21 protein-coding genes are annotated in these 20849 nt (G+C 65.2%); all 21 read left to right on the forward strand.

Annotated features, from left to right (window positions below; all coding sequences use genetic code 11):
* The first annotated feature begins 7 nt into the window (after positions 1 to 7).
* The 21 genes from BC358_RS17135 (at position 8) to hisI (ending at position 20845) form a co-directional block, all read left to right on the forward strand.
* On the forward strand, positions 8 to 700 hold the full coding sequence (locus BC358_RS17135) for a transposase (protein ID WP_079366765.1): 693 nt from the start codon (positions 8 to 10) through the stop codon (positions 698 to 700).
* A gap of 196 nt (positions 701 to 896) precedes the next feature.
* Complete coding sequence (locus BC358_RS17140) at positions 897 to 5672, forward strand: glutamate synthase-related protein (protein ID WP_079366766.1); 4776 nt, start codon at positions 897 to 899, stop codon at positions 5670 to 5672.
* Between the two features lie 30 nt (positions 5673 to 5702).
* The gene (locus BC358_RS17145) at positions 5703 to 7184 is read left to right on the forward strand and encodes a glutamate synthase subunit beta (RefSeq protein WP_066152811.1); all 1482 of its coding nucleotides are present in this window, start codon (positions 5703 to 5705) and stop codon (positions 7182 to 7184) included.
* Positions 7185 to 7260: 76 nt separating this feature from the next.
* The gene (locus tag BC358_RS17150) at positions 7261 to 8076 is read left to right on the forward strand and encodes an ABC transporter ATP-binding protein (protein WP_066152814.1); all 816 of its coding nucleotides are present in this window, start codon (positions 7261 to 7263) and stop codon (positions 8074 to 8076) included.
* The gene (gene mlaE, locus BC358_RS17155) at positions 8073 to 8852 is read left to right on the forward strand and encodes a lipid asymmetry maintenance ABC transporter permease subunit MlaE (RefSeq protein WP_079366767.1); all 780 of its coding nucleotides are present in this window, start codon (positions 8073 to 8075) and stop codon (positions 8850 to 8852) included. The genes BC358_RS17150 and mlaE overlap by 4 nt, the downstream gene beginning before the upstream one ends.
* 13 nt (positions 8853 to 8865) lie before the next feature.
* On the forward strand, positions 8866 to 9345 hold the full coding sequence (gene mlaD, locus BC358_RS17160) for an outer membrane lipid asymmetry maintenance protein MlaD (RefSeq protein WP_066152822.1): 480 nt from the start codon (positions 8866 to 8868) through the stop codon (positions 9343 to 9345).
* A 31-nt stretch (positions 9346 to 9376) separates the two neighbouring features.
* Entirely contained in the window at positions 9377 to 10105 is a 729-nt protein-coding gene (locus BC358_RS17165; RefSeq protein ID WP_066152825.1) for a VacJ family lipoprotein, read from the forward strand.
* Positions 10106 to 10239: 134 nt separating this feature from the next.
* Positions 10240 to 10863, forward strand: a complete 624-nt coding sequence (locus BC358_RS17170; RefSeq protein ID WP_079366768.1) for a phospholipid-binding protein MlaC — start codon at positions 10240 to 10242, stop codon at positions 10861 to 10863.
* Positions 10864 to 10869: 6 nt separating this feature from the next.
* Positions 10870 to 11157, forward strand: coding sequence for a lipid asymmetry maintenance protein MlaB (locus BC358_RS17175; protein WP_066152831.1), 288 nt, complete (start codon positions 10870 to 10872; stop codon positions 11155 to 11157).
* Positions 11158 to 11258: 101 nt separating this feature from the next.
* Complete coding sequence (locus tag BC358_RS17180; RefSeq protein WP_066152834.1) at positions 11259 to 12188, forward strand: ABC transporter ATP-binding protein; 930 nt, start codon at positions 11259 to 11261, stop codon at positions 12186 to 12188.
* Positions 12185 to 12940, forward strand: coding sequence for an ABC transporter permease (locus BC358_RS17185; RefSeq protein WP_079366769.1), 756 nt, complete (start codon positions 12185 to 12187; stop codon positions 12938 to 12940). The genes BC358_RS17180 and BC358_RS17185 overlap by 4 nt, the downstream gene beginning before the upstream one ends.
* Before the next feature lie 12 nt (positions 12941 to 12952).
* Positions 12953 to 13192 (forward strand): BolA family protein, encoded by a 240-nt coding sequence (locus BC358_RS17190; RefSeq protein WP_066152840.1) that lies wholly within the window; start codon positions 12953 to 12955, stop codon positions 13190 to 13192.
* Between the two features lie 13 nt (positions 13193 to 13205).
* On the forward strand, positions 13206 to 14474 hold the full coding sequence (murA, locus tag BC358_RS17195; RefSeq protein WP_079366770.1) for a UDP-N-acetylglucosamine 1-carboxyvinyltransferase: 1269 nt from the start codon (positions 13206 to 13208) through the stop codon (positions 14472 to 14474).
* Complete coding sequence (hisG, locus tag BC358_RS17200) at positions 14471 to 15124, forward strand: ATP phosphoribosyltransferase (protein ID WP_066152846.1); 654 nt, start codon at positions 14471 to 14473, stop codon at positions 15122 to 15124. Before murA ends, hisG begins: the two co-directional genes overlap by 4 nt.
* On the forward strand, positions 15121 to 16512 hold the full coding sequence (gene hisD, locus BC358_RS17205) for a histidinol dehydrogenase (protein ID WP_066152848.1): 1392 nt from the start codon (positions 15121 to 15123) through the stop codon (positions 16510 to 16512). Before hisG ends, hisD begins: the two co-directional genes overlap by 4 nt.
* A 5-nt stretch (positions 16513 to 16517) precedes the next feature.
* Positions 16518 to 17609, forward strand: coding sequence for a histidinol-phosphate transaminase (hisC, locus tag BC358_RS17210; protein WP_079366845.1), 1092 nt, complete (start codon positions 16518 to 16520; stop codon positions 17607 to 17609).
* A complete protein-coding gene (hisB, locus tag BC358_RS17215; RefSeq protein WP_066152854.1) occupies positions 17606 to 18220 on the forward strand; it encodes an imidazoleglycerol-phosphate dehydratase HisB in 615 nt (204 codons plus the stop codon). The genes hisC and hisB overlap by 4 nt, the downstream gene beginning before the upstream one ends.
* A 22-nt stretch (positions 18221 to 18242) precedes the next feature.
* Positions 18243 to 18905 carry an imidazole glycerol phosphate synthase subunit HisH gene (hisH, locus tag BC358_RS17220; protein WP_079366771.1) on the forward strand — a complete coding sequence of 221 codons (663 nt, stop codon included), beginning with the start codon at positions 18243 to 18245 and terminating at the stop codon, positions 18903 to 18905.
* A 23-nt stretch (positions 18906 to 18928) separates the two neighbouring features.
* A complete protein-coding gene (gene hisA, locus BC358_RS17225) occupies positions 18929 to 19669 on the forward strand; it encodes a 1-(5-phosphoribosyl)-5-[(5-phosphoribosylamino)methylideneamino]imidazole-4-carboxamide isomerase (protein ID WP_066152860.1) in 741 nt (246 codons plus the stop codon).
* Positions 19670 to 19676: 7 nt separating this feature from the next.
* On the forward strand, positions 19677 to 20456 hold the full coding sequence (hisF, locus tag BC358_RS17230; protein WP_079366772.1) for an imidazole glycerol phosphate synthase subunit HisF: 780 nt from the start codon (positions 19677 to 19679) through the stop codon (positions 20454 to 20456).
* Positions 20456 to 20845, forward strand: coding sequence for a phosphoribosyl-AMP cyclohydrolase (hisI, locus tag BC358_RS17235; RefSeq protein WP_066152866.1), 390 nt, complete (start codon positions 20456 to 20458; stop codon positions 20843 to 20845). Before hisF ends, hisI begins: the two co-directional genes overlap by 1 nt.
* The last annotated feature ends 4 nt before the right edge of the window (positions 20846 to 20849 follow it).

The following is a 20849-nucleotide window of genomic DNA, read 5'->3' on the forward strand; positions in this document are numbered from 1 at the left end:
GACTGCCTTGGCTCGACTGGCCCGCCTGACCCTGCCCGGTCAGGTCCATCACGTGATGCACCGTGGCAACAACCGGCAGGCCATCGTGCTGGACGACACCGACCGCGACACCCTGCTGGACCTGCTCTGGGCTCGGGCCGAACAGCTGAAGGTGGCGGTGCACGCCTATGTGCTGATGCCGGACCACTTCCAGCTGCTGTGCACGCCCTCGACCGCCGACGGCGTGCCCCGCCTGATGCAGGGCGTGGGCCGGGACTATGTGCGCTGCTTCAACCGGCGTCACGGCCGCAGCGGCACGCTCTGGGAGGGGCGCTACCGATCCACGCTGATCCAGGCGGAGCGTCATCTGCTGTCCTGCATGGTCTTCATCGATCTGGACCCGGTGCGGGAGGGGTTGTGCGCCGATGCGCAGTCCTATCCCTGGTCCAGTCACCGCCACCACGCGGGCCAGGCGCAGGACCGTCACATCACGCCCCATTCGATGTACTGGGCGCTGGGCAACACGCCGTTTGCGCGCGAAGCCGCATACGCCGATTTGGTGCGTGCCGGACTGAATGCGCAACAGATGGGCGCCATCGCCAATTCGCTGTGGCATGGCTGGGCGCTGGGCGACCCGGACTACCTCGCCTCGCTCAGCAAGGACACCGATCGTCGGCTGATTCCTGCACGTGCCGGACGACCAAAAAAGACACCGCCCTGATGGCGTTCAGAAAAAATCCTTTGGAATCAGCGTTGTTTTGCTGAAATTAATCTGACCCTTATTTATTGTTTGAGTGCTTTGATTGTAATTTATAAGAATCTGACCCTAATTATTTTCCTTGGCACCGATGTTGCAGTGCATTAAGCTTCGCGTCCCGCGCATTTTTGCCAAGCCCTTGTCCAGAAAAGGAAGCGCCATGACCACGGCAGCCGAACAACAGCAGTTCCAGCAACAGGGTCTGTACGACCCGGCCAACGAGCACGATGCCTGCGGCGTCGGTTTCGTGGCGCACATCAAGGGCGAGAAGCGTCACGACATCGTGACCCAGGCGCTCAAGATCCTGGAAAACATCGACCACCGCGGCGCCGTGGGGGCCGATGCCCTGATGGGTGACGGCGCTGGCATCCTGATCCAGTTGCCGGACGCGCTGTACCGCGAAGAAATGGCCAAGCAGGGCGTGACGCTGCCGCCGGCCGGCGAGTACGGCGTGGGCATGATCTTCCTGCCCAAGGAGCACGCGTCCCGCCTGGCCTGCGAGCAGGAAATGGAGCGCGCCATCAAGGCCGAAGGCCAGGTGCTGCTGGGTTGGCGCGATGTGCCCGTCAACAAGGACATGCCCATGTCCCCGACGGTGCGCGAGAAAGAGCCGATCATGCGGCAGGTCTTCATCGGTCGCGGCAACGACGTGATCGTGCAGGACGCGCTGGAGCGCAAGCTGTACGTCATCCGCAAGACCGCCAGCGCCCACATCCAGGCGCTCAAGCTCAAGCACAGCAAAGAGTATTACGTGCCCAGCATGAGCAGCCGCACCGTGGTCTACAAGGGCCTGCTGCTGGCCGACCAGGTGGGCACCTATTTCCTGGACCTGCAGGACCCTCGCTGCGTCTCCGCCCTGGGCCTGGTGCACCAGCGCTTCTCCACCAACACCTTCCCCGAGTGGCCGCTGTCGCACCCCTACCGCTACGTGGCGCACAACGGCGAGATCAACACCGTCAAGGGCAACTACAACTGGATGAAGGCGCGCGAAGGCGTGATGTCCTCGCCCGTGCTCGGCGCCGACCTGCAGAAGCTCTACCCGATCAGCTTCGCCAGCCAGTCCGACACCGCCACGTTCGACAACTGCCTCGAACTGCTGACCATGGCCGGCTACCCCATCAGCCAGGCCGTGATGATGATGATTCCCGAGCCCTGGGAACAGCACACCATGATGGACCCGCGCCGCCGCGCGTTCTACGAGTACCACGCCGCCATGCTGGAGCCCTGGGATGGCCCGGCCTCCATCGTGTTCACAGACGGCCGCCAGATCGGCGCCACGCTGGACCGCAACGGCCTGCGCCCCTCGCGTTACTGCATCACCGACGACGATCTGGTGATCATGGGGTCCGAGTCGGGCGTGCTGCCGATCCCGGAAAACAAGATCGTGCGCAAGTGGCGCCTGCAGCCCGGCAAGATGTTCCTGATCGACCTGGAGCAGGGCCGCATGATCGACGACGAGGAGCTGAAGGCCAACCTCGCCAACAGCAAGCCCTACAAGCAGTGGATCGAGAACCTGCGCATCCGCCTGGACGATGTGGAGCATCCGGTGGCCGGCGAAGACGCCGTCGAACTGCCGATCACCAAAACCGAGCCCCAGTCCACGGGCGCTGAGCGCGTGTCGCCCGAGCTGCTGGACCAGCAGCAGGCGTTTGGCTTCACGCAGGAAGACATCAAGTTCCTGCTCAGCCCCATGGCCGCCAACGGCGAAGAGGGCATCGGCTCCATGGGCAACGACAGCCCGCTGGCCGTGCTCTCTGGCAAGAACAAGCCGCTGTACAACTACTTCAAGCAGCTGTTCGCCCAGGTGACGAACCCGCCCATCGACCCGATCCGCGAAGCGATCGTGATGTCGCTGGTGTCCTTCGTCGGTCCCAAGCCCAACCTGCTGGACATCAACCAGGTCAACCCGCCGATGCGGCTGGAGGTGAGCCAGCCGGTGCTGGACGCTGCCGACATGGCCAAGCTGCGCAACATCGAGTCGGTGACGCAGGGCAAGTTCAAGAGCGCCACGCTGGACATCACCTACCCGGTCAGCTGGGGCAAGGAAGGCGTGGAAGCCAAGCTGGCCTCGCTGTGTGCCGAAGCCGTGGACGCGATCAAGGGTGGCAAGAACATCCTGATCATCAGCGACCGTGGCGTGAGCCGCACCCAGGTGGCCGTGCCGGCGCTGCTGGCGCTGTCGGCCGTGCACCAGCACCTGGTGCGCGAAGGCCTGCGCACGACCGCCGGTCTGGTGGTCGAAACCGGCACCGCGCGCGAGGTGCACCACTTCGCCGTGCTGGCGGGCTATGGCGCCGAAGCCGTGCACCCCTACCTGGCCATGGAAACCCTGCAGGCGATCGCCGCAGACCTGCCGGGCGAGCTGAGCGCCGAGAAGGCGATCTACAACTACATCAAGGCGATCGGCAAGGGGCTGTCCAAGATCATGTCCAAGATGGGCGTGTCGACCTACATGTCCTACTGCGGCGCCCAGCTGTTCGAGGCCATCGGCCTGAACAGCGAGACCGTGTCCAAGTACTTCACCGGCACCGCCAGCCGCGTGGAAGGCATTGGCGTGTTCGAGATCGCCGAAGAAGCCATCCGCATGCATAAGGCGGCGTATGGTGACGACCCGGTGCTGGCCAGCATGCTGGAAACCGGCGGTGAGTACGCCTGGCGCGCCCGTGGCGAAGAGCACATGTGGACGCCCGACGCGATTGCCAAGCTGCAGCACAGCACGCGCGCCAACAACTGGAACACGTACAAGGAATACGCCCAGATCATCAACGACCAGAGCCGGCGCCACATGACGCTGCGCGGCCTGTTCGAGTTCAAGATCGACCCGTCCAAGGCCATCTCCATCGACGAGGTGGAGCCGGCCAAGGAGATCGTCAAGCGCTTTGCCACCGGCGCCATGTCGCTGGGTTCCATTTCCACCGAAGCACACGCCACGCTGGCCGTGGCGATGAACCGCATCGGTGGCAAGAGCAACACCGGCGAAGGCGGCGAGGACGCGCTGCGCTACCGCAACGAGCTCAAGGGCATCCCGATCAAGCAGGGTCAGACCATGTCCGACCTGCTGGGCAACATCTTCGAGGTGGACTACCCGCTCGAAGCCGGCGACTCGCTGCGTTCCAAGATCAAGCAGGTCGCCTCGGGCCGCTTCGGTGTCACGGCCGAGTACCTGGCCAGCGCCGACCAGATCCAGATCAAGATGGCCCAGGGCGCCAAGCCGGGCGAGGGTGGCCAGCTGCCCGGCGGCAAGGTGTCGGAATACATCGGCAAGCTGCGCCACAGCGTGCCGGGCGTGGGCCTCATCAGCCCGCCGCCGCACCACGACATCTACTCGATTGAAGACCTGGCCCAGCTGATCCACGACCTCAAGAACGTGGCGCCGCACAGCGACATCAGCGTCAAGCTGGTGTCCGAAGTGGGCGTGGGCACCATCGCCGCGGGCGTGGCCAAGTGCAAGGCCGACCACGTGGTGATCGCAGGTCACGACGGTGGCACGGGCGCTTCGCCCTGGTCGTCGATCAAGCATGCCGGTTCGCCCTGGGAAATCGGCCTGGCCGAAACCCAGCAGACCCTGGTGCTCAACCGCCTGCGCAGCCGCATTCGCGTGCAGGCCGACGGGCAGATGAAGACCGGCCGCGACGTGGTCATCGGCGCGCTGCTGGGCGCCGACGAGTTCGGTTTCGCCACCGCGCCGCTGGTGGTCGAGGGCTGCATCATGATGCGCAAGTGCCACCTGAACACCTGCCCGGTGGGCGTGGCCACGCAGGACCCGGAGCTGCGCAAGAAGTTCTCGGGCAAGCCCGAGCACGTCGTCAACTACTTCTTCTTCATCGCCGAAGAAGCGCGCCAGATCATGGCGCAGCTGGGCATCCGCAAGTTCGACGAGCTGATCGGTCGCGCCGACCTGCTGGACATGAAGAAGGGCATCGAGCACTGGAAGGCCCGCGGCCTGGACTTCAGCCGTCTGCTGGCCACGCCGGCGGTGCCGGCCGATGTGCCGCGCCTGCATGTCGAGAAGCAGGACCATGGTCTTGAAAAATCGCTCGACAACGTGCTGATCGCCAAGAGCAAGGCCGCCATCGAGAAGGGCGAGAAGGTCCAGTTCATCGAGGTGGCGCGCAACGTGAACCGCTCCGTGGGCGCCATGCTTTCGGGTGCGGTCACCAAGGTGCACCCCGAGGGACTGCCGGACGACACCATCCGCATCCAGCTCGAAGGCACGGGCGGTCAGTCCTTCGGCGCGTTCCTGACCAACGGCATCACGCTGTACCTGATCGGCGACGCCAACGACTACACCGGCAAGGGCCTGTCGGGCGGCCGTGTGGTGGTGCGTCCGAGCATCGACTTCCGAGGCGAGTCCACCCGCAACATCATCGTCGGCAACACGGTGATGTACGGCGCCACCTCCGGTGAAGCCTTCTTCAGCGGCGTGGCAGGCGAGCGCTTCGCCGTGCGCCTCTCGGGCGCCACGGCGGTCGTCGAAGGCACGGGCGACCACGGTTGCGAGTACATGACCGGCGGGACCGTGGTGGTGCTGGGCAAGACAGGCCGCAACTTCGCGGCCGGCATGAGCGGCGGCATCGCCTACGTCTACGACGAGGACGGCCTGTTCGCCCAGCGCTGCAACACCGCCCAGGTCGCGCTGGAGAAGGTGCTGTCCGCCACCGAACAGGAAGCCACTACGGACAAGGCGATCTGGCACCGCGACCAGACCGACGAAGCCCAGCTCAAGAAGCTGCTGCAGGATCACAACCGCTGGACCGGCAGCAAGCGTGCCCGCGAGCTGCTGGACAACTGGGCCGAAGCCCGCGCCAAGTTCGTGAAGGTCTTCCCGACCGAATACAAGCGCGCCCTGGCCGAGATCAACGCCAAGAAGGCGGCCGTGGCCGCCACCGGCAAGGCCCAGGGCAGCGCCAAAAAGCAGACGGCCCCCGCCAAGTAAGAAGCAACCACCCCACGCAGGACCAACATCATGGGAAAAGTCACCGGCTTCATGGAATATGAGCGTCTGGAAGAGGGCTACAAGCCCGTTGCCGAACGCCTGAAGCACTACAAGGAATTCGTGGTTGCGCTGGACGACAGCCAGGCCAAGATCCAGGGCGCGCGCTGCATGGACTGCGGCACGCCGTTCTGCAACAACGGTTGCCCGGTCAACAACATCATTCCGGACTTCAACGACCTCGTGTACCAGGGCGACTGGCAGAACGCCATCACCGTGCTGCACAGCACCAACAACTTTCCCGAGTTCACCGGCCGCATCTGCCCCGCACCCTGCGAGGCGGCCTGCACCATCAACGTGAATGGCGACGCGGTGGGCATCAAGTCCATCGAGCACGCGATCATCGACAAGGCCTGGGAGAACGGCTGGGTCCAGCCGCAGCCCGCCCGGCACAAGACCGGCAAGAAGGTGGCCGTGGTCGGCTCCGGCCCGGCCGGCCTGGCCGCGGCCCAGCAGCTGGCGCGCGCCGGTCACGACGTGACGGTGTTCGAGAAGAACAGCCGCATCGGTGGTCTGCTGCGCTACGGCATCCCCGACTTCAAGATGGAGAAGTCGCACATCGACCGCCGTGTCGCGCAGATGGAAGCCGAAGGCGTGGTGTTCAAGACCAGTACCCTGATCGGCACCATGCCCGAGGGCAGCAAGGTCACCAACGACGCCAAGACCATGATCAGCGCCGAAGACCTCAAGGCCCAGTTCGACGCCGTGTTGCTGACCGGCGGTTCCGAGCAGAGCCGTGACCTGCCAGTTCCGGGGCGTGACCTGGACGGCGTGCACTTCGCGATGGAGTTCCTGCCGCAGCAGAACAAAGTCAACGCCGGCGACAAGCTGAAGAACCAGCTGCGCGCCGACGGCAAGCACGTCATCGTGATCGGTGGCGGCGACACCGGCTCCGACTGCGTGGGCACCAGCACCCGCCACGGCGCCGTGAGCGTGACCCAGTTCGAGGTGATGCCGCAGCCGCCCGAGCAGGAGAACAAGCCGCTGGTGTGGCCGTACTGGCCGCTGAAGCTGCGCACCAGTTCCAGCCACGACGAGAGCGCCGAGAAAGGCATCCTCGCGCGCGAATTCGCCATCTCCACCAAGGAGTTCATCGGCAAGAACGGCAAGCTCACCGGCCTCAAGACCGTGAACGTGGAGTTCAAGGACGGGAAGATGGTCGAGGTGGCCGGCACCGAAAAGGAATACAAGGCCGACCTGGTGCTGCTGGCCATGGGCTTCGTGAACCCGGTGTCCACCGTGCTGGACGCCTTCGGTGTCGACAAGGATGCCCGTGGCAACGCCAAGGCCTCGACGGACTTTACCGGTGGTTACGTCACCAACGTGCCCAAGGTGTTTGCGGCCGGTGACATGCGCCGCGGCCAGTCCCTGGTGGTGTGGGCCATCCGCGAAGGACGCCAGGCGGCGCGGGCGGTGGACGAGTTCCTGATGGGGCAGTCCGACCTGCCGCGATGAGTCCTGGGGGATTGCCGGAGGCGGGCCGGGCGTTTTCGACGCCCATGCGACAATGCCCGGTCACACATCTGGCCTCATGAGCGATACCCCTTTTATCGACATCGACCATGTCACCTTCGGCTACGACAGCCGAAGGACCATCCTCAACGACATCTCCCTCCAGTTCGCCCGCGGCAAGATCACGGCCGTGCTGGGCGGTTCCGGCTGCGGAAAAACCACTCTGCTGCGCCTGATCGGCGGCGTGCATGCGCCGAACAGCGGCCGCGTGGTGTTCGACGGTGAGGTGGTGAACACCGCCGACAAGGCGCAGCTGTTCCGGCTGCGCCGCCGCCTGGGCATGCTGTTCCAGTTCGGTGCCCTGTTCACCGACCTGAACGTGTTCGACAACGTCGCGTTTCCCCTGCGCGAGATGAGCGACCTGCCCGAGCCGCTGATCCGCCACATCGTGCTGATGAAGCTCGATGCGGTGGGCTTGCGGGGCGCGGCCCATCTCAAGATCAGCGAAGTCTCCGGTGGCATGGCCCGTCGCGTGGCGCTCGCCCGGGCGATCGCGCTCGATCCGGAGCTGATCATGTACGACGAACCCTTTGCTGGCCTCGATTTGGTGTCCATGGGCGTGGCCGCGAAGCTCATCCGCACCCTGACCGATGTGACTGGTGCCACCTCGCTGCTGATTTCCCACGACATCCCGCAGTGCATGGCGATCAGCGACCATGTGGTGCTGCTCGCAGCGGGCGGTCGTGTGGTGGCGCAGGGCACGCCCGCCGAACTCATGGCCAGCACCGATCCCGAGGTGCGCCAGTTCGTGCGTGGCGAACCGGACGGTCCGGTCAAGTTCCACTACCCGGCCCGGTCTGTCGCCGAAGACTATGGTCCGAGGGCTGCCGCATGAACCTGTTACAGAAGATTGGCCAGCTGGTGCTGGCCTTGCTGGCGCGTTGGGGTCACGGCGCGTTGTTTTTTCTGGACCTGTTGCGTGCAATGCCGGCGGCGCTGCGACGTTTCGGTCTGGTGGTCGGGCAGATCCATGCGATCGGCAACCGTTCTCTGGTGATCATCGTTGCCTCAGGCCTGTCCGTCGGCTTCGTGCTGGCACTGCAGATGTACTACGCGCTGACCACCTATGGTGCCGCCGAGTCGCTAGGCCTGATCGTCAATCTGGCGCTGGTGCGGGAGCTGGGACCGGTTGTGACGGCGCTGCTGTTTGCAGGGCGCGCCGGCACCTCGCTGACGGCCGAGATCGGACTGATGAAGGCCGGCGAACAGATCGCGGCGATGGAGCTGATGGCCATCGACCCCAAGGCCCGGGTGCTGGCACCGCGCTTCCTGGGCGGCATCCTGTCGATGCCCTTGCTTGCCGCCCTGTTTTCCACCGTCGGTATTCTCGGCGCCTATGTGGTCGCCGTGCTGCTGATCGGCATCGACTCGGGCAACTTCTGGTCGATCCAACAGAACGGCGTAGATGTCTGGCGGGACGTTGGCAACGGTGTCGTCAAGAGTGCAGTGTTCGGTGTCATCTGCACCGCCGTGGCGCTCTACCAGGGCTATGAAACCGAAGCCACCCCGGAGGGTGTGGCCTATGCAACCACAAGAACGGTGGTCACCGCCTCGCTGGGTGTGCTGGCGATGGACTTCATCCTGACCGCCCTGATGTTCTCGACCCCCTGATTCGGGAGAACCTATGAACAAGAAAAGCATTGAAATTTTTGTTGGTCTGTTTGTCGTGCTCGGCGCTCTGTCGCTGCTGTTCCTCGCACTCAAGGCGGCCAACCTGGCCAGCTTCACCAACGGTGGCGACACCTACACGCTGCAGGCGCGCTTCGACAACATCGGCGGGCTGAAGGCGCGCGCGCCGGTGCGCTCGGCGGGCGTCCATGTCGGGCGGGTGACCAGCGTGACACTGGATCCCCAGACCTACCTCGGGGTGGTGACCATGGAAGTCAACAAGGGGGTGGCTTTTCCCAAGGATTCGTCGGCCAAGATCCTGACTTCGGGGCTGCTGGGTGACCAGTACATCGGCATCGAACCCGGCGGAGACGAGAAGAATCTGCAAGCGGGTGACGTGATCACGCAAACCCAGTCTGCGGTGGTGCTGGAAAACCTGATCGGCCAGTTCCTGTTCAACAAGGCCGCCGATGGCGGTGAACAAAAACCGCAGTGAGTGCGCCATGGTGCGTGCCCAGGAGATTGACATGAGATTCGATGGCCGCCGTCTCTTGCGCTGGCTGGCATCGCTGCTGCTCGTCGGCGTGCTGACGGGTTGTGCCAGCGGTCCGAACGCAAGCCCACGCGACCCGCTGGAACCCCTGAACCGGCAGGTGACAGCGTTCAATGATGCGGTGGATGGGGCGGTGCTCAAACCTGTTGCCACCGTGTACCGCGACGTCACGCCCGACCCGGTCCGCACAGGTGTCAACAACTTCTTTGAGAATCTGCGCGACGTTTGGTCGTTCATCAACGCCTCGCTGCAGCTGCGGCCCCGTGAGGCCGCCGAGAACTTCCTCCGCTTCAACGTCAACACCTTCTTTGGCGTTGCCGGCCTCTTCGATGTGGCCTCTGAAATGGGGATCGAGCGCACCCGCCTGGACTTCGGTCAGACGCTGGGCCGATGGGGCGTCCCCTCGGGGCCGTACCTCGTGCTGCCGATCTTCGGCCCCTCCACCGTGCGCGACGCGGCGGGCTTCAGCATCGAGTCCAGTGGCGACCTGGTGCAAGGCATCTCCGATATCCCGACCCGCAACTCCCTGTATGTGTTGCGAGCGGTGGAAACCAGGGCCAACCTGTTGCGCGCAACGACCTTGCTGGAGGGCGCTGCGCTCGACAAGTACAGCTTCACCCGCGACCTCTATCTGCAGCGCCGGGAAAGCCAGATCGAGGACCTGAAAGACAAGGGCATCGGGCTCAAGGACGGGTCCGACTGACCCACAAACCGATACCTCTGAATTACAGTTCCGACACATTCACCCGGAACCGGTGCCGTACAGTCCCTGTCCCATGCGGACCGAAGATCCGGCACTGCGCCGGGTCACACACCGCTTCTGAAAGGACATCGCACATGCAACGCCGTCATTGGATATTCAGCCTCATCACCGCCGCCGCTGTTTTCGCAAGCCCGCTGGCCATGGCAGAGGTGGAAGCACCGGATGCGCTCGTCAAGCGCATTTCCAGCGATGTGCTCGCCTCCGTGAAAGCCGATCCGGCGATCCAGAAGGGGGACATCAGCCGCATCGTTGCACTGGTGGACGCCAAGATCATGCCGAACGTCAACTTCTCCCGCATGACGTCCATGGCCGTCGGCCGCGCCTGGCGCCAGGCGACGCCCGAGCAGCAGAAACAGCTCCAGGACGAGTTCAAGACCCTGCTGGTCCGGACCTATGCCGGTGCCCTCGGCGAAGTCCGCGACCAGACCCTGAGCTTCAAGCCAATGCGCTCGAAGCCGGAAGACACCGAGGTTGTGGTGCGCAGCGAAGTGCGTGGCAAGGGCGAGCCGATCCAGCTCGATTACCGCCTCGAAAAGGTGGACAGCGGCTGGAAGATCTACGACCTGAACGTGCTGGGCGTCTGGCTGGTGGAGACCTACAAGTCCCAGTTTGCCCAGGAGATCAACACCAAGGGCATCGACGGGCTGATTGCCAACCTGGTCCAGCGCAACAAGAGCGCAGCCGGTAAGACCAGCTGAGGGCAGATGAGCGTGTCTGAAACCGCCGCCATCCCCATGCCGGAACAACTGACCCTGTCCGGTGCCGCCCAGACGCTGGAAAGGCTCCGGGACGCGCTGGTCCGCCAGGCAGGCCCGACCGTGGTGCTGAACGCCGACCCGCTAAAGGTGTTCGACACCTCGGCGGTGGCGGTGTTGCTGGAGCTGCGCAACGCGCTGCTGACCCAGGGCAAGACCTTGCAGGTGGCCCGCATGCCGCAGCGCCTGCAGGCGCTGGTCACACTCTACGGCGTGGCCGAGCTGCTGCCCGCCTGAGCCGCTCGCCAGCGGCATTGCGCGCCGCGACATAAAATCGACGGCTCACCCGCGGTCAGCAGATGTCCTGCCAGCGTCCGGTGACCTGGCCCGCTTCCGCAATGCCCGCAGTTTCCTTTCAGAACGTTTCCAAGACCTACGCTTCGGCCCGTGGCGAGCTGCAGGCGCTCAAAGGCGTGTCCTTTGACATCCAGCCCGGCGAGTTTTTTGGCCTGCTGGGTCCCAATGGCGCCGGCAAGACCACACTGATCAGCGTGCTGGCCGGACTGGTGCGGGCCAGCGGTGGTCGTGTGCTGGTGCAGGGGCACGATGTCCAGTCCGACTACGCGGCCGCGCGGCGTGCGCTCGGTGTGGTGCCCCAGGAGCTGGTGTTCGACCCGTTCTTCAACGTTCGTGAGGCGCTCCGCTTCCAGTCCGGCTACTTCGGCATCCACCACAACGACGACTGGATCGACGAACTGCTGCAAGGGCTGGGGCTGACCGACAAGGCGGGCGCCAACATGCGCCAGCTCTCGGGTGGCATGAAGCGCCGGGTGCTTGTGGCGCAGGCCCTGGTGCACAAACCGCCAGTGATCGTGCTCGACGAGCCCACGGCGGGTGTGGACGTGGAACTGCGCCAGACCCTCTGGCAGTTCATAAGCCAGCTCAACAAGCAGGGCAGCACGGTGCTGCTGACGACCCACTATCTGGAAGAGGCGGAGGCCCTGTGCGGCCGCATCGCCATGCTGCAGCTGGGCCGGGTGGTGGCGCTGGAGAAGACGTCCGATCTGCTGCGCCAGGCCTCGTCCAACGTGCTGCGGTTCAAGACCGACCAGGCGCTGCCGCCGGAGCTGGCGGCGCAGGCGCGCGTCACGGGTCGGGTGGTGCAGCTGCCGGCGCACAACGCGATCGAGGTCGAGCAGTGGCTGGCGCGCGCTCGGGAGGCCGGCGTGGTCGCCGAGGACGTGGAAATCCGCAAGGCCGACCTTGAGGATGTGTTCATCGAGGTGATGGAGCGAGCCTCCGGTCAGGTACAGGAGGCCACCCCATGAACGGCTGGCAGACCCTGTTCTACAAGGAGGTGCTGCGCTTCTGGAAGGTCGGCTTCCAGACCGTGGCGGCGCCGGTCATCACGGCCATCCTGTACATGATGATCTTCGGGCACGTGCTCGAAGGCAGCGCCAAGGTCTACGGCCAGGTGAACTACACCGCCTTCCTGCTGCCCGGCCTGGTGATGATGAGCGTGCTGCAGAACGCGTTTGCCAACAGCAGCTCTTCGCTGATCCAGAGCAAGATCATGGGCAATCTTGTGTTCCTGCTGCTCACGCCGCTGTCTCACCGCGCCTGGTTCTTTGCCTACGTCGGCTCCTCGGTGGTGCGTGGCCTCGCGGTGGGCGCGGGCGTGATGGCGGTGACCTGGTGGTATGCCCAGCCCAGTCTGGTGGCGCCGCTGTGGATTCTGGTGTTCGGTTTCATGGGTGCAGCCTTGCTGGGCGCGCTGGGCTTGATCGCGGGGCTCTGGGCCGAGAAGTTCGACCAGATGGCGGCGTTCCAGAACTTCATCATCATGCCCATGACCTTTCTCTCGGGCGTGTTCTATTCCATCCATTCCTTGCCCGACTTCTGGCAGACGGTGAGCCATCTCAATCCGTTCTTCTACATGATCGACGGCTTTCGCTACGGCTTCTTCGGGGTGAGCGATGTGTCGCCCTGGATGAGTCTGGGTCTGGTGGGCGGCGCGCTGGTGGCCGTCAGTGCCCTGGCCCTGCACCTGCTGCGCACCGGCTACAAAATCCGTCACTGAGCGATTCCTTCCATGACTGCTGAACAGCTGCAACAACTCATCGCCGCCGGCCTGTCCTGCGAGCACATCGAAGTCACCGGTGATGGCCGCCACTGGGCCGCCGTGATCGTCTCGCCCGAGTTCGAGGGCAAGCGGCCGATCGCGCGCCACCAGCGCGTCTATGCCACATTGGGCGAACGCATCAAGACGGACGAGGTGCACGCCCTGTCCTTGAAGACCTTCACCCCCGCCGAATGGGCGGCCCAGAACTGAGCGCCCCGACACCATGGACAAACTGCGAATCACCGGTGGACGTCCCCTCAACGGCGAGGTCACCATTTCGGGCGCCAAGAACGCGGCGCTGCCCGAGATCTGTGCCTCCTTGCTCACCGCTGATCCGGTGTACCTGAACAATGTGCCGCGTCTGCGCGACGTGGCCACCATGCGCCTGCTGCTCGACAACATGGGTGTGCAGACCGAAACGCACGGCGAGCGCGGTGGCATGAGTTTCGTGGCGCCCGACAGCCTCAACCCGGAAGCGCCTTATGAGCTGGTGAAAACCATGCGCGCCTCGGTGCTGGTGCTGGGCCCACTGCTGGCTCGGTTCGGCCGCGCCAAGGTGTCGCTGCCGGGTGGCTGCGCCATCGGCTCGCGCCCGGTGGATCAGCACATCAAGGGCCTGCAGGCCATGGGCGCCGAGATCGTGGTCGAACACGGATACATGGTGGCCCAGCTGCCTCAGGGTCGCAGCCGCCTCAAGGGCGCACGCATCGCCACCGACATGGTGACCGTCACCGGCACCGAGAACTTCCTGATGGCCGCCGCGCTGGCCGAGGGCGAAACGGTGCTGGAGAACGCGGCGCAGGAACCCGAGATTCCCGATCTGGCCGAAATGCTGATCGCCATGGGCGCGAAGATCGAAGGCCATGGCACCAGCCGCATCCACATCCAGGGCGTGGACCGGTTGCACGGCTGCACCCACCAGGTGGTGGCCGACCGCATCGAGGCCGGCACCTTCCTGTGCGCGGTGGCCGCCACCGGGGGCGATGTGGTGCTGCGCTACGGCCGTGCCAACCATCTCGACGCGGTCATCGACAAGCTGCGCGACGCGGGCGCTGAAATTGAGGTCGGTGAGGGCTTCATCCGTGTGCGCGCCTCGGGACGTCTGAAGGCACAGAGCTTCCGCACCACCGAGTACCCCGGCTTTCCGACCGACATGCAGGCGCAATTCATGGCGCTCAACTGCATCGCCACCGGCACCAGCAAGGTCACTGAGACCATCTTCGAAAACCGCTTCATGCACGTCAACGAACTGGTCCGTCTGGGCGCCAAGATCCAGACCGACGGCAAGGTGGCCGTGATCGAGGGCATCGACCGCCTGCAGGGCGCCACCGTCATGGCCACCGACCTGCGGGCTTCGGCCAGCCTGGTGATCGCCGGCCTGGTGGCCGAGGGCGAAACCATCGTCGACCGCATCTACCACCTGGACCGGGGCTACGACCAGATGGAAGCCAAGCTGCGTGGCATCGGTGCCGATATCGAAAGAATCAAATGATCACCCTGGCGCTGTCCAAAGGCCGCATCTTCGACGAAACCCTGCCGCTGCTCGCGGCCGCGGGCATCGAGGTGCTGGAAGACCCGGAAACCTCCCGCAAGCTGATCCTGCCGACGAACCAGCCGGACGTGCGGGTGGTGCTGGTGCGCGCGTCCGACGTGCCGACCTATGTGGAATACGGTGGCGCCGACCTCGGCGTGACGGGCAAGGACACCCTGATCGAGCACGGCGGCCAGGGCCTGTACCAGCCGCTGGACCTGCAGATCGCCAAGTGCCGCATGAGCGTGGCGGTTCCGGCCGATTTCGACTACGCCTCGGCCGTGCGCCAGGGCTCGCGCCTGAAGGTCGCGACCAAGTACACCACCATCGCGCGCGAGTTCTTCGCCAGCAAGGGTGTGCACGTGGACCTGATCAAGCTCTACGGCAGCATGGAACTGGCGCCGCTGACCGGCATGGCCGACGCGATCGTCGACCTGGTGTCCACCGGCAAGACGCTCAAGGCCAACAACCTGGTCGAGGTCGAGCAGATCATGGACATCAGTTCGCGCCTGGTGGTCAACCAGGCCGCGCTCAAGCTCAAGCAGGCCGCCATCCGCCCCATCCTTGACGCTTTCTCACAAGCCATTTCCAAACAGTCCGTTCCATCATGAGTCTGTCCGCCCAGCCCGCCCGCCTGAACACCACCGCGTCCGATTTCGAGGCGCAGTTTGCAGCCCGGCTGCACTGGTCGGCGGACACGGACCATGCGATCGAGCAGCGCGTGGCGGACATCCTGGGGGACGTGAAGCAGCGCGGTGATGCCGCGGTGCTGGAATACACGGCGCGCTTCGACGGCCTGCAGGCCGCCTCGATGGCCGAGCTGGAGCTGACGCAGGCCGACTTCAAGGCCGCGTTCGACGGCTTGCCAGCCGCCCAGCGCGAGGCGCTGCAGAGCGCGGCGCGTCGCGTGCGCAGCTACCACGAGGCGCAGAAAAAGGCCTCCGGCGAGAGCTGGACCTACCGCGACGAGGACGGCACGCTGCTGGGCCAGAAGGTCACGCCGCTGGACCGGGTGGGCATCTATGTGCCCGGCGGCAAGGCGGCCTACCCGTCGAGCCTGATCATGAACGCGGTGCCGGCGCACGTGGCCGGCGTGGGCGAAATCATCATGGTGGTGCCAACCCCGGTTCGCGGCAGTGTCGCCACCGGCGGCACGGGCGCGGCCACCGCCGCGCGTGGCGAGCGCAACGAGCTGGTGCTGGCCGCCGCCTATGTGGCCGGCGTCACGCGCGCCTTCACCATTGGCGGCGCCCAGGCGGTGGCCGCGCTGGCCTACGGCACCGCCACCGTGCCCAAGGTCGACAAGATCACCGGCCCCGGCAACGCCTACGTGGCCAGCGCCAAACGCCGCGTGTTCGGCACCGTGGGCATCGACATGATCGCCGGCCCAAGCGAAATCCTGGTGCTCGCCGACGGCAGCACGCCGGCCGAGTGGGTGGCGATGGACCTGTTCAGCCAGGCCGAGCACGACGAACTGGCCCAGAGCATCCTGCTGTGCCCCGACGCCGCCTACCTCGACGCGGTGCAGCGCGAGATCGACCGCCTGTTGCCCACCATGCCGCGCGCGGCCATCATCGCCAAGAGCCTGAACGACCGCGGCGCGCTGATCCTCACACGCGACATGGAGGAGGCCTGCGCCATCAGCAACCGCATCGCACCCGAGCACCTTGAAGTGAGCAGCAGCGACCCGCACCGCTGGGAGCCGCTGCTCAAGCACGCGGGGGCCATCTTCCTTGGCGCCTACACCAGTGAGAGCCTGGGTGACTACTGCGCCGGCCCCAACCACGTGCTGCCCACCAGCGGCACGGCCCGCTTCTCGTCGCCGCTGGGCGTGTACGACTTCCAGAAGCGCAGCAGCCTGATCGAGGTCAGCCAGGCCGGAGCCCAGCCGCTGGGTGCCATCGCCGCCGAGCTGGCCTACGGCGAAGGCCTGCAAGCCCACGCCCGCGCCGCCGAGCTGCGCCTGTCCACCGTGCCACCGATGCGGGGCACGAAGTGAACGCGATGACCACCCCGAACCCGTTGCAGAACATCCGGCAGGACATCCAGTCCATGCACGCCTATGCCATCCAGGACTCGACCGGCATGGTCAAGCTGGATGCGATGGAAAACCCGTTTGCGCTGCCGCCCGAACTGCAGGCCGCCCTGGGCGAGCGCCTGGGGGCCGTGGCCGTCAACCGCTACCCTGGCGCGCGCATCGAGGACTTGAAGCAGGCGCTGGCGCGCTACGTGAATCTGCCCGAGGGCTGCGCCCTGATGCTGGGCAACGGCTCGGACGAGCTGATCTCGCTGCTGGCCATGGGCTGCGACGTGCCCGGTGCCTCCATCCTCGCGCCGCTGCCGGGCTTCGTGATGTACGCCATGAGCGCCCAGCTGCAGGGTCTGGCCTTCCACGGCGTCCAGCTCACGGCCGATTTCGAGCTCGAAGAAGACGCCATGCTGGCCGCGCTGCGCCAGCACCAGCCCACCATCACCTACATCGCCTACCCGAACAACCCCACCGCCAACCTGTGGGATGCGGGCGTGATCCGGCGCCTGATCGCCGAGGCCGGCAGTTTCGGCGGCCTGGTGGTGATGGACGAGGCCTACCAGCCGTTTTCAAGCCGCAGTTGGCTGGACGAGATACGCGCCCACCCGGCGGCCAACGCCAATGTGCTGCTCATGCGCACCCTGTCCAAGTTCGGCCTGGCGGGCGTGCGGCTCGGTTACATGCTCGGCCCGCAGGCGCTGGTGCATGAGATCGACAAGCTGCGCCCACCCTACAACGTGAGCGTGCTCAACGCCGAATGCGCGCTGTTCGCGCTGGAACATGCCGACGTGTTCGCGCAACAGGCGGCTACCATCCGCGCCGAGCGCGAGCGCCTGATCGCCGCGCTGGCGGCCATGCCGGGCGTGCAGCCCTTCCCGAGCCAGGCCAACATGGTGCTGGTGCGGGTGCCGGATGCGCAGAAGGCCTTCGAAGGCCTGAAGGCGCGCGGCGTGCTGGTCAAGAATGTTTCTAAAATGCACTCATTGCTCGGCAACTGCCTGCGCCTGACGGTCGGCACCCCCGACGAGAACACGCAGATGATCGCTGCCCTGCAAGCCAGCCTATGACCACCCCTTCTTTTGCCGCCAGCCCCCGCGTGGCCGACGTCCAGCGCAACACGTCCGAGACGCAGATCCGCGTGCGTATCAACCTAGACGGCTCGGGCAAGGCCCAACTGTCCACCGGCATCGGCTTTTTCGACCACATGCTCGACCAGATCGCCCGCCACGGGCTGATCGACCTGGAGATCGAGGCCAAGGGCGACCTGCACATCGATGGCCACCACACGGTGGAAGACGTGGGCATCACTCTGGGCCAGGCCTTTGCCAAGGCCGTGGGCGACAAGAAAGGCATCCGCCGCTACGGCCACGCCTACGTGCCGCTGGACGAGGCGCTCTCGCGCGTCGTGATCGACTTCTCCGGCCGTCCCGGCCTGCACATGCGTGTGCCCTTCAAGGCCGGCATGGTCGGCGCGTTCGACACCCAACTGGCCTTCGAGTTCTTCCAGGGCTTTGTCAACCATGCCGGTGTGACGCTGCACATCGACAACCTGCACGGCGAAAATGCCCATCACCAGGCCGAAACCGTGTTCAAGGCCTTCGCCCGTGCGCTGCGCATGGCGCTGGAGCGTGACGAACGCCTGGGCGATGTGATCCCCTCGACCAAAGGTTCGCTCTGAGTCTTTCCTCTTCAGGGTCCTGATGAAATCCAAGACAGTCGCCGTGGTGGACTACGGCAGCGGCAACCTGCGTTCCGTCTCGCAGGCGGTGATGCACGCCGCCATCGGTTCGGGGGTGGAAGTGATCGTCACCTCCGATGCGCAGGCCGTGTTCGATGCCGACCGTGTGGTGCTGCCCGGGCAGGGTCACATGGCCGATTGCATGAACGAACTCGCCTCTTCGGGTCTGAAAGAGGCCGTGTTGCACGCTGCGGCTCACAAGCCGCTGTTTGGTGTCTGCGTGGGCATGCAGATGCTTCTGGAGCGCAGCGAGGAGGGACCGACCGACGGGCTGGGCCTCATGCCCGGCGAGGTCGTCCGGTTCCAGTTGCAGAACCGGCTGCAGGAAGACGGCAGCCGGTTCAAGGTGCCCCAGATGGGCTGGAACCAGGTGTTCCACCGCCTGGCTGGCCGGCCAGAGCACCCGATGTGGTCCGGCATCGCCGATGGCGCCTATTTCTACTTTGTGCACAGCTACTTCGCGCGTCCTGCCGATCCGGCGCATGTGGTGGGCGAGACCGACTTTGGCGGCCGCTTTGCGTCGGCGATCGCGCGCGATAACATTTTTGCAACCCAGTTTCACCCGGAAAAAAGCGCCGATCAGGGCCTGGCGCTGTACCGGAACTTCCTGTCCTGGAAACCCTGAGTGCCCTCACTTTTTCGACCATCATGCTGCTGATTCCCGCCATTGACATGAAAGACGGCCAGTGTGTTCGCCTCAAGCAGGGGGACATGGACCAGACCACGGTGTTCGGAGAGGACCCGGCAGCCATGGCCCGCAGCTGGGTCGACAAGGGTGCGCGGCGCATCCACCTGGTCGATCTCAACGGCGCCTTCGCGGGCAAGCCCAAGAACGAACAGGCGATCCGCGCGGTGCTCAAGGAGGTCGGCGCCGAGGTGGACGTGCAGCTGGGGGGTGGCATCCGCGACCTGGACACCATCGAACGCTACCTGGACGCCGGTCTGCGCTACGTGATCATCGGCACCGCCGCGGTCAAGAACCCCGGTTTTCTGCAGGACGCCTGCACCGCGTTCGGCGGTCACATCATCGTTGGCCTCGACGCCAAGGACGGCAAGGTCGCCACCGACGGCTGGAGCAAGCTCACCGGCCACGAGGTGGTGGACCTGGGCAAGAAGTTCGAGGACTACGGGGTCGAATCCATCATCTACACCGACATCGGCCGCGACGGCATGCTCAGCGGCATCAACATTGAGGCGACGGTCAAGCTGGCGCAGTCGCTGTCGATTCCGGTGATCGCCTCGGGCGGCCTGTCGAACCTGGAAGACATCCGCAAGCTGTGTGCTGTGGAAGATGAGGGCGTCGAGGGCGTGATCTGCGGTCGTTCGATTTACAGCGGTGACCTGGACTTCGAGGCGGCGCAGGCGCTGGCCGACGAGTTGAACGGATAAGGCCGAGATGCTCGCCAAACGCATCATCCCCTGCCTGGACGTGACCGGTGGTCGCGTGGTCAAGGGCGTCAATTTCGTGGAACTGCGCGACGCTGGTGACCCGGTGGAGATCGCAGCCCGCTACAACGAGCAGGGTGCCGACGAGTTGACGTTCCTGGACATCACCGCCACCAGCGACGGGCGCGACCTGATCCTGCACATCATCGAGGCGGTGGCTTCGCAGGTATTCATCCCGCTCACGGTTGGTGGCGGCGTGCGCACGGTCGAAGACGTGCGCCGACTGCTAAATGCCGGTGCTGACAAAACCAGCTTCAATTCGGCGGCCATCGCCAATCCGCAGGTAATCCGCGACGCGTCCGACAAATACGGCTCGCAGTGCATCGTGGTCGCCATCGACGCCAAGCGCCGCCACGGGGACGACGCTGCTGCGCGCGGCGAGGGCTGGGACGTCTACAGCCACGGCGGCCGCAAGAACACCGGGCTGGATGCGGTGACCTGGGCACGCCAGATGGCCGACTACGGTGCTGGCGAGATCCTGCTGACCAGCATGGACCGCGACGGTACCAAAAGCGGCTTCGACCTGGAGCTCACGCGCGCTGTCGCCGACGCGGTCAGCGTGCCCGTCATCGCGTCCGGCGGCGTGGGCAATCTCGACCACCTGGCCGACGGTGTGCAGCAGGGTGGGGTGGATGCGGTGCTGGCTGCCAGTATCTTCCACTACGGCGAGTACACCGTGGCCCAGGCCAAGCAGCGGATGGCCGAACGCGGCATTCCGGTGAGGTTGTGATGGACTGGCTCGACGCCATCAAGTGGGATGCGCAGGGCTTGGTTCCCGTGATCGCGCAGGAAGCGGCCACCGGCGACGTGCTGATGTTCGCCTGGATGAACCGGGAAGCGCTGCGGAAGACGGCCGAGCTGGGGCGTGCGGTGTATTTCAGCCGTTCGCGCAACAAGCTCTGGTTCAAGGGCGAGGAGTCCGGTCACGTGCAGACGGTGCACGACATCCGGCTGGACTGCGACAACGACGTGGTGCTGCTCAAGGTGACCCAGTTGGGCCACGAGCCCGGTATCGCTTGCCATACCGGGCGTCACAGCTGCTTCTTCCAGAGCCACCAGAATGGACAGTGGGTGCCGGTCGATCCGGTGCTCAAGGACCCGGAATCGATTTACAAGTGAGTGC

This window comes from Hydrogenophaga sp. H7, assembly GCF_002025745.1.
GTDB lineage: Bacteria > Pseudomonadota > Gammaproteobacteria > Burkholderiales > Burkholderiaceae_C > Hydrogenophaga > Hydrogenophaga pseudoflava.

What these genes read in the sequence shown, in the direction of transcription:
- BC358_RS17140 (WP_079366766.1), top strand. Translation starts at nt 897, where the DNA reads ATGACCACGGCAGCCGAACAACAGCAGTTCCAGCAACAGGGTCTGTAC.
- hisB (WP_066152854.1), top strand. Translation starts at nt 17,606, where the DNA reads ATGACCACCCCTTCTTTTGCCGCCAGCCCCCGCGTGGCCGACGTCCAG.
- BC358_RS17185 (WP_079366769.1), top strand. Translation starts at nt 12,185, where the DNA reads ATGAACGGCTGGCAGACCCTGTTCTACAAGGAGGTGCTGCGCTTCTGG.
- BC358_RS17190 (WP_066152840.1), top strand. Translation starts at nt 12,953, where the DNA reads ATGACTGCTGAACAGCTGCAACAACTCATCGCCGCCGGCCTGTCCTGC.
- BC358_RS17175 (WP_066152831.1), top strand. Translation starts at nt 10,870, where the DNA reads ATGAGCGTGTCTGAAACCGCCGCCATCCCCATGCCGGAACAACTGACC.
- BC358_RS17165 (WP_066152825.1), top strand. Translation starts at nt 9,377, where the DNA reads ATGAGATTCGATGGCCGCCGTCTCTTGCGCTGGCTGGCATCGCTGCTG.
- BC358_RS17180 (WP_066152834.1), top strand. Translation starts at nt 11,259, where the DNA reads ATGCCCGCAGTTTCCTTTCAGAACGTTTCCAAGACCTACGCTTCGGCC.
- mlaD (WP_066152822.1), top strand. Translation starts at nt 8,866, where the DNA reads ATGAACAAGAAAAGCATTGAAATTTTTGTTGGTCTGTTTGTCGTGCTC.
- hisH (WP_079366771.1), top strand. Translation starts at nt 18,243, where the DNA reads ATGAAATCCAAGACAGTCGCCGTGGTGGACTACGGCAGCGGCAACCTG.
- BC358_RS17170 (WP_079366768.1), top strand. Translation starts at nt 10,240, where the DNA reads ATGCAACGCCGTCATTGGATATTCAGCCTCATCACCGCCGCCGCTGTT.
- hisF (WP_079366772.1), top strand. Translation starts at nt 19,677, where the DNA reads ATGCTCGCCAAACGCATCATCCCCTGCCTGGACGTGACCGGTGGTCGC.
- BC358_RS17150 (WP_066152814.1), top strand. Translation starts at nt 7,261, where the DNA reads ATGAGCGATACCCCTTTTATCGACATCGACCATGTCACCTTCGGCTAC.
- hisI (WP_066152866.1), top strand. Translation starts at nt 20,456, where the DNA reads ATGGACTGGCTCGACGCCATCAAGTGGGATGCGCAGGGCTTGGTTCCC.
- murA (WP_079366770.1), top strand. Translation starts at nt 13,206, where the DNA reads ATGGACAAACTGCGAATCACCGGTGGACGTCCCCTCAACGGCGAGGTC.
- mlaE (WP_079366767.1), top strand. Translation starts at nt 8,073, where the DNA reads ATGAACCTGTTACAGAAGATTGGCCAGCTGGTGCTGGCCTTGCTGGCG.
- hisG (WP_066152846.1), top strand. Translation starts at nt 14,471, where the DNA reads ATGATCACCCTGGCGCTGTCCAAAGGCCGCATCTTCGACGAAACCCTG.
- hisC (WP_079366845.1), top strand. Translation starts at nt 16,518, where the DNA reads ATGACCACCCCGAACCCGTTGCAGAACATCCGGCAGGACATCCAGTCC.
- hisD (WP_066152848.1), top strand. Translation starts at nt 15,121, where the DNA reads ATGAGTCTGTCCGCCCAGCCCGCCCGCCTGAACACCACCGCGTCCGAT.
- BC358_RS17145 (WP_066152811.1), top strand. Translation starts at nt 5,703, where the DNA reads ATGGGAAAAGTCACCGGCTTCATGGAATATGAGCGTCTGGAAGAGGGC.
- hisA (WP_066152860.1), top strand. Translation starts at nt 18,929, where the DNA reads ATGCTGCTGATTCCCGCCATTGACATGAAAGACGGCCAGTGTGTTCGC.